General features: G+C 71.1%; 4 protein-coding genes and 1 pseudogene. 4 read left to right on the top strand and 1 reads right to left on the bottom strand.

The window, feature by feature from the left end; all coding sequences use genetic code 11:
• Positions 1-216: 216 nt before the first annotated feature.
• The gene (locus ACFC79_RS29080) at positions 217-876 is read right to left on the bottom strand and encodes a bifunctional DNA primase/polymerase (protein ID WP_376245993.1); all 660 of its coding nucleotides are present in this window, start codon (positions 874-876) and stop codon (positions 217-219) included.
• 445 nt (positions 877-1321) lie between these two features.
• On the opposite strand from ACFC79_RS29080, the gene ACFC79_RS29075 reads away from it, so the two are divergent.
• The 4 genes and pseudogenes from ACFC79_RS29075 to ffh all read left to right on the top strand — a co-directional run bounded on the left by ACFC79_RS29075 (position 1322) and on the right by ffh (position 6801).
• Complete coding sequence (locus ACFC79_RS29075) at positions 1322-2797, top strand: hypothetical protein (RefSeq protein ID WP_376245990.1); 1476 nt, start codon at positions 1322-1324, stop codon at positions 2795-2797.
• 425 nt (positions 2798-3222) lie between these two features.
• On the top strand, positions 3223-4587 hold the full coding sequence (locus ACFC79_RS29070) for an ammonium transporter (protein ID WP_376245987.1): 1365 nt from the start codon (positions 3223-3225) through the stop codon (positions 4585-4587).
• A pseudogene (locus tag ACFC79_RS29065) lies at positions 4584-4919 on the top strand (P-II family nitrogen regulator); the annotation flags it as partial. The gene ACFC79_RS29070 and the pseudogene ACFC79_RS29065, both read left to right, overlap by 4 nt.
• A 334-nt stretch (positions 4920-5253) precedes the next feature.
• A complete protein-coding gene (ffh, locus tag ACFC79_RS29060) occupies positions 5254-6801 on the top strand; it encodes a signal recognition particle protein (protein ID WP_376245984.1) in 1548 nt (515 codons plus the stop codon).
• The last annotated feature ends 26 nt before the right edge of the window (positions 6802-6827 follow it).

Below are 6827 nucleotides of genomic sequence, written 5' to 3'. Positions count from 1 at the left end.
CCCCTGCCGCACACGCGGCAGGGGTCGGGCTCTCCGCCGTCGGCACGCTTCGCCGTTCGCGCCCTCCGTCGTCGGCGCTTTTCGTCGTTCGCGCCGCAGCGCCGTCGAGTCCTCGGGGCACCGGATCGTTGCGGCGTCCGGCCGCCCGGTGCGGCCGGGCCACGTGCGGGGACGGGCCGCGCCGGTGCGGTCCGGGAGGTGCCCCGCGCAGGAGCCTCAGCCGCCCACCGGTGCGCGATGACAGCTGTACGCCAGCGTGCCCAGCAGCAGCCTTGCCGGGGGAGGCGAGGCCGCCGTGTCCAGCACCGGCGGGCGCAGCCACCGGGCGGGTCCCCGGCCCCCCTCGTCGGACGGCGGGGCGGTGATGTGGCTGCCGGGTCCCAGCGCCCGCAGGTCGAGGCCCGCGTCGTCCCACCCCATCCGGTACAGCAGCCGCGGGAGCTCGGCGGCCGCTCCGGGAGCCACGAAGAACTGCGCCCGCCCGGACGGTGTCACCGTGACCGGCCCCAGTGGCAGTCCCATGCGCTCCATGCGTGCCAGGGCCCGGCGCCCGGCCGCCTCCGCGACGTCCAGGACATCGAAACCCCGACCCACCGGCAACAGCATGGACGCGCCCGGAACCCGGGCCCAGGCATCCATCGCGGCGTCGAGCGAGGAGCCCGGGGGTACCTCGGGCGCGAGCTCCAGCGGATGGGCACCGGGGGAGGGGCATCGTTCCCTCCCGCACGAACAGCGGCCTGCCGCGGCCCGTGCTCCCGGCACGACCGCCCAGCCCCACAGTCCCGTGTACTCCGCCACTGCCGTGCATTCGGCCGAACGGCCGCGGCGCCGTGAGCCGGTGCGCATCTCACGGATGCCGCCGATCGTGAAGCCCATGCCCCCTCCAACGGGTCCGACTCATCGGTGGTTACGACGCGGAGCGAAGGCACGGCACTCCGTCGTCGCGGCGATCCGTGATGCGCCGGTGCACGCGGGGTGGTGCGTCGCGGGTCGTGCGCCTCTTCGTGCGTCGCTGCGTCCACGTTGATCGATCGCGTGTCAAGTGAATCGCGGTCGGCGGCGTCGGCGTTCGCCCAAAGGGGTGGCGAATGGTGGCGTTTCCGTAGGCGCCCTCGCGGAGGGGGTGATCGTAGGATTACCGTCGGTACACGAAACCATGGAAGTATGTGCGCCCACGGGTATGCCGGAGGCAACCCGATTTCCTGTTCGATCGCGCGCAACCTTCGTATGGGCGGCATCGGAACAGGGCATTCTGATAAAGGTTCGCGCGACAGCGTTCAACGGGATCGCGACGGTATTTCAGCGGGATGGGGGCGTTCCAGTGAGTGGCAGTGGCGCAGGCGATTCGAATGCCGGTAAGCGCCCCAACGGGCAACTGGGTTCGTGGTTCGTGCGCAGCGGTTGGTCGAAGGGTGAGCTGGCACGGCAGGTGAACCGCAGGGCGCGCCAGATGGGCGCCCATCACATCAGCACGGACACCTCCCGGGTGCGGCGCTGGCTGGACGGTGAGCAGCCGCGCGAGCCGATTCCGCGCATCCTGTCCGAGCTGTTCTCGGAGCGTTTCGGCTCCGTGGTCGCCGTGGAGGACCTGGGACTGCGCTCCGCGCACCAGTCGCCGTCCGTGGCCGGGGTCGACCTGCCCTGGGCCGGACCGCAGACGGTGGCGCTGCTCAGCGAGTTCTCCCGCAGCGACCTCATGCTCGCCCGGCGCGGTTTCCTCGGCTCCTCGCTCACCCTCGCCGCGGGGCCCGCCCTCGTCGAGCCCATGCAGCGCTGGCTGGTGCCGGTGGCCGCCGCCGCGCCGGCCGAGCCCGGCGCGGCGGCGACGTCCCGTCGCCCCTCCAGGCTCTCCGGCCCGGAGCTCGACCTGCTGGAGTCGACCACCGCGATGTTCCGCCAGTGGGACGCGCAGTGCGGGGGCGGCCTGCGCCGCAAGGCCGTGGTCGGTCAGCTCCATGAGGTCACCGACCTGCTGCAGGAACCGCAGCCGCAGGCCACCGCCAAGCGGCTCTTCCGATGTGCGGCCGAGCTGGCGGAGCTCGCCGGCTGGATGAGCTACGACGTCGGGCTCCAGCCCACCGCCCAGAAGTACTTCGTTCTGGCGCTCCACGCGTCGAAAGAGGCCGGCGACAAACCGCTCGGTTCGTATGTTCTGTCCAGTATGAGCCGTCAGATGATCCACCTGGGGCGGCCCGACGACGCCCTCGAACTGATCCACCTGGCCCAGTACGGCAGCCGGGACTGCGCCACGGCCCGCACCCAGGCCATGCTGTACGCGATGGAGGCGCGCGCGTACGCCAACATGGGCCAGCCCGGAAAGTGCAAGCGGGCGATCCGGATGTCCGAGGAAACCTTCCTCGACGTCGGGCTCGACGACGAGCCCGAGCCCGACTGGATCCGCTTCTTCTCCGAGGCCGAGCTCAACGGCGAGAACTCCCACTCGTACCGCGACCTCGCCTACGTCGCCGGTCGCAGTCCCACGTACGCCTCGCTCGCCGAACCGCTGATGAACAGGGCGGTTCAGCTCTTCAGCGAGGACGACGAGCACCAACGCTCGTACGCGCTCAATCTGATCGGGCTCGCCACCGTCCACCTCCTCAAGCGCGAGCCCGAGCAGTCCACGGTGCTGGCCGAGAGGGCGCTGAGGGTCGCCAAGAAGATCCGCTCGGAGCGCGTCAACACCCGGCTCCGCAAGACCGTGGACACCGCGGCCAGGGACTTCGGGGACATTCCCGAGGTCGCCCGGCTCACCGATCTCCTCACCGAGCAGTTGCCGGAAACCGCCGAGGCGGTTTGAACGGCGGCCCCCCGACCCCGGCCACGACGACCGCCCCGCACACATCGACTTCGGCTCCCCCATCGCCAGGTCGCAGGGTGAACGTCGTGGCCGGTTCGTTCTCCCGCCCCTCTCCGGTTCCCGTACCCCCGGCCGGCGGTCGTGTCCCGGCCCCTGCGGCATCGCGCGGGGAGCCGTGACCGGGGCGTGGGCGACACCTGCGCCGCCGCTCGCGGCACCGTCGGTTCATGGGTCCGTAACACGCCGTATCTCTTCGTCACCGACGCGAAACACCGTGCGGCGTCGCCGGAAACCGCGTCGGGTGAACGTCGGTGGAAACGCGCCGGGTGAATCCCGCGGCGCACGACGGTCGGCCTCTTCCCCGAGGTCCCGCACATGCTTCCGTTCGGCCCGCCCGCGGCCGCACCGACGACGAGGAGACGCCGATGCCCCCAGGCACCACGACGCTTGCCGCAGATCCCCCGACGCTGTCCGCCGCCAACACCGGGTTCATGCTCACCTGCTCGGCCCTGGTGATGCTCATGACCCCGGCCCTCGCCTTCTTCTACGGCGGAATGGTCCGCGTCAAGAGCACCCTCAACATGCTGATGATGAGTTTCATCGGCCTCGGGATCGTGACGGTCCTGTGGGTGCTCTACGGATTCGCCGTCGCCTTCGGCACGGACATCGGCTCCGTCGTCGGCTGGAGCCCGGACTACCTCGGGCTCAGCGGGGTCGGCGTCACCCGGCTCTGGGACGGACACACGATCCCGGTCTACGTCTTCGCCGTCTTCCAGCTGATGTTCGCCGTGCTCACCCCGGCCCTGATCAGCGGCGCCCTCGCCGACCGGGTGAAGTTCACCGCCTGGGCCCTGTTCATCACGCTGTGGGTCACCGCCGTGTACTTCCCGGTCGCCCATTGGGTCTGGGGTGCGGGCGGCCTGCTGTTCGAACTCGGCGTCATCGACTTCGCCGGCGGTACGGCCGTCCACATCAACGCGGGTGCCGCGGCGCTCGGCGTGATCCTCGTCATCGGCAGGCGGGCCGGCTTCCGGAAGGATCCGATGCGGCCGCACAGCCTGCCGCTGGTGATGCTCGGCGCCGGGCTGCTCTGGTTCGGCTGGTTCGGCTTCAACGCCGGCTCGTGGCTGGGCAACGACGACGGGGTGGGCGCGGTCATGTTCGTCAACACCCAGGTCGCCGCCGGAGCCGCGATGCTCGCGTGGCTCGGCTACGAGAAGCTGCGCCACGGTTCCTTCACCACTCTCGGCGCCGCCTCCGGTGCGGTGGCGGGCCTCGTGGCCATCACGCCGTCCGGCGGCGCGGTGAGTCCGCTCGGCGCCATCGTGGTGGGCGTCGTGGCCGGTGTGCTGTGCGCCATGGCCGTCGGCCTGAAGTATCGGTTCGGCTACGACGATTCGCTGGACGTCGTCGGCGTCCACCTCGTCGGAGGTGTCGTCGGCTCCCTCCTCGTCGGATTCCTCGCCACCGGCAGGGTCCAGTCCGACGCCAGGGGACTCCTCTACGGGGGCGGTCTCGACCAGCTCGGCAAGCAGGCCGTCGGAGTGTTCGCCGTCCTCGCGTACTCCCTCGTCGTCTCCGCCGTCCTCGCCCTCCTGCTGGACCGGACGATCGGGATGCGGGTGGACGAGGACGACGAGGTCTCCGGCATCGACCGGGCGGAGCACGCCGAGACCGCGTACGACTTCAGCGGGGCCGGTGGGGGAGCGGCGTCGCGCGCCGCGGCTCCCGCCCCGGTGACGGCGCCGGCGGCCACGACGGCACCGCAGCCGACGAAGGTGAACGCGTGAAGCTCATCACCGCGGTCGTGAAACCGCACCGGCTCGACGAGATCAGGGAGGCCCTCCAGTCCTTCGGCGTCCGGGGACTCACGGTCACGGAGGCCGGTGGACACGGGCGGCAGCGCGGCCACACCGAGGTCTACCGGGGCGCCGAGTACACCGTCGGCCTCGTCCCCAAGATCCGCATCGAGGTCCTCGTCGAGGACGAGGACGCCGAAGGGCTCGTCGACGTCGTGGTCGGGGCGGCCCGGACCGGCGCGATCGGCGACGGCAAGGTCTGGAGCGTGCCGGTCGACACGGTCGTCCGGGTCCGGACCGGCGAACGCGGCCCGGACGCGCTCCGACCGGTGGGGCGCGGGAGACCTGCCGGGCGGGGACGCGGTGCGGGCGCTCCTGCATCGAGCGCTCCCGCATCGAGCGCTCCCGCATCGAGCGCTCCCGCATCGAGCGCTCCCGCGTCGGGGCGCGGCGCGGGAGCCCACGGCCTCCCGGACTGCTCGGTCCCCGGCGGCCGGGCCCGCATCGGCCCGCGGCGCGGGTCCGCCCCGGGCGTCCCGGGAGAAGTCCCGCCGGGCGTCCCGGGAGAATGCGGCGGGCAAGGGCGGCCGCCCGCCCGGGCCGGTTACCCTAGGGAGCAATCCGTACCGCCCCCGACCCCGAGGACCGACGAGCGCCGTGTTCGATACTCTCTCCGACCGCCTTGCCGCGACTTTCAAGAACCTCCGGGGCAAGGGCCGCCTGTCCGAGGCGGACATCGACGCCACGGCCCGCGAGATCCGTATCGCCCTGCTCGAGGCGGACGTCGCGCTGCCCGTCGTCCGGTCCTTCATCGCCAACGTCAAGGAGCGGGCGCGCGGCGCCGAGGTCTCCCAGGCGCTGAATCCGGCCCAGCAGGTCGTCAAGATCGTCAACGAGGAGCTCGTCTCCATCCTCGGCGGCGAGACCCGGCGGCTGCGGTTCGCCAAGAACCCGCCGACCGTGATCATGCTCGCGGGTCTCCAGGGTGCGGGCAAGACCACCCTGGCCGGAAAGCTCGGCCGCTGGCTCAAGGGCCAGGGCCACTCCCCGCTGCTCGTCGCCTGTGACCTCCAGCGCCCCAACGCGGTCAACCAGCTCAGCGTGGTGGCCGACCGCGCGGGCGTCGCTGTGTACGCACCCGAGCCGGGCAACGGCGTCGGCGACCCGGTCCAGGTCGCCAAGGACTCGATCGAGCACGCCAGGTCCAAGCAGTACGACGTGGTGATCGTCGACACCGCCGGCCGCCTCGGCATCGACCAGGAGCTGATGCAGCAGGCCGCGGACATCCGCGACGCCGTCAGCCCCGACGAGATCCTCTTCGTCGTCGACGCGATGATCGGCCAGGACGCGGTCAACACCGCCGAGGCGTTCCGCGACGGCGTGGGCTTCGACGGCGTGGTGCTGTCCAAGCTCGACGGTGACGCCCGCGGTGGTGCGGCCCTGTCGATCGCCCACGTCACGGGCAAGCAGATCATGTTCGCGTCGAACGGTGAGAAGCTCGACGACTTCGACGCCTTCCACCCCGACCGCATGGCGTCCCGCATCCTCGACATGGGTGACCTGCTCACCCTGATCGAGCAGGCGGAGAAGACCTTCAGCCAGGAAGAGGCCGCCAAAATGGCCTCCAAGCTGGCGTCCAGCAAGGGCAAGGACTTCACGCTCGACGACTTCCTGGCCCAGATGGAGCAGGTCAGGAAGATGGGTTCCATCTCCAAGCTGCTCGGGATGCTGCCCGGAATGGGGCAGATCAAGGACCAGATCAACAACATCGACGAGCGCGACGTGGACCGTACGGCCGCGATCATCAAGTCGATGACCCGGCAGGAGCGCGCCGAGCCGACGATCATCAACGGTTCGCGCCGCGCCCGCATCGCGAAGGGCTCCGGCGTCGACGTCAGCGCCGTGAAGAACCTGATCGAGCGATTCCTCGACGCGCGCAAGATGATGTCGAAGATGGCACAGGGCGGCGGCATGCCCGGGATGCCGGGGATGCCCGGCATGGGTGGCGGCCCCGGCCGTCAGAAGAAGCAGGTCAAGCAGGCCAAGGGCAAGCGCAAGAGCGGCAACCCGATGAAGCGCAAGGCCGAGGAGCAGGCCGCCGCGGCACGTCGCGCCCAGGCGGCACAGGGCGGCGCACCGGGCCTCCCGGTCCCGGACGGCAAGGACTTCGAGCTGCCGGACGAGTTCAAGAAGTTCATGGGCTGACCGCCCCGAGCATGAGTGAGGGGCAC

The sequence above is a fragment of the Streptomyces sp. NPDC056061 genome (assembly GCF_042266885.1).
In the GTDB taxonomy this organism is placed as follows: Bacteria; Actinomycetota; Actinomycetes; order Streptomycetales; family Streptomycetaceae; genus Streptomyces.
This window is presented reverse-complemented; position numbering and strand designations above follow the sequence as displayed.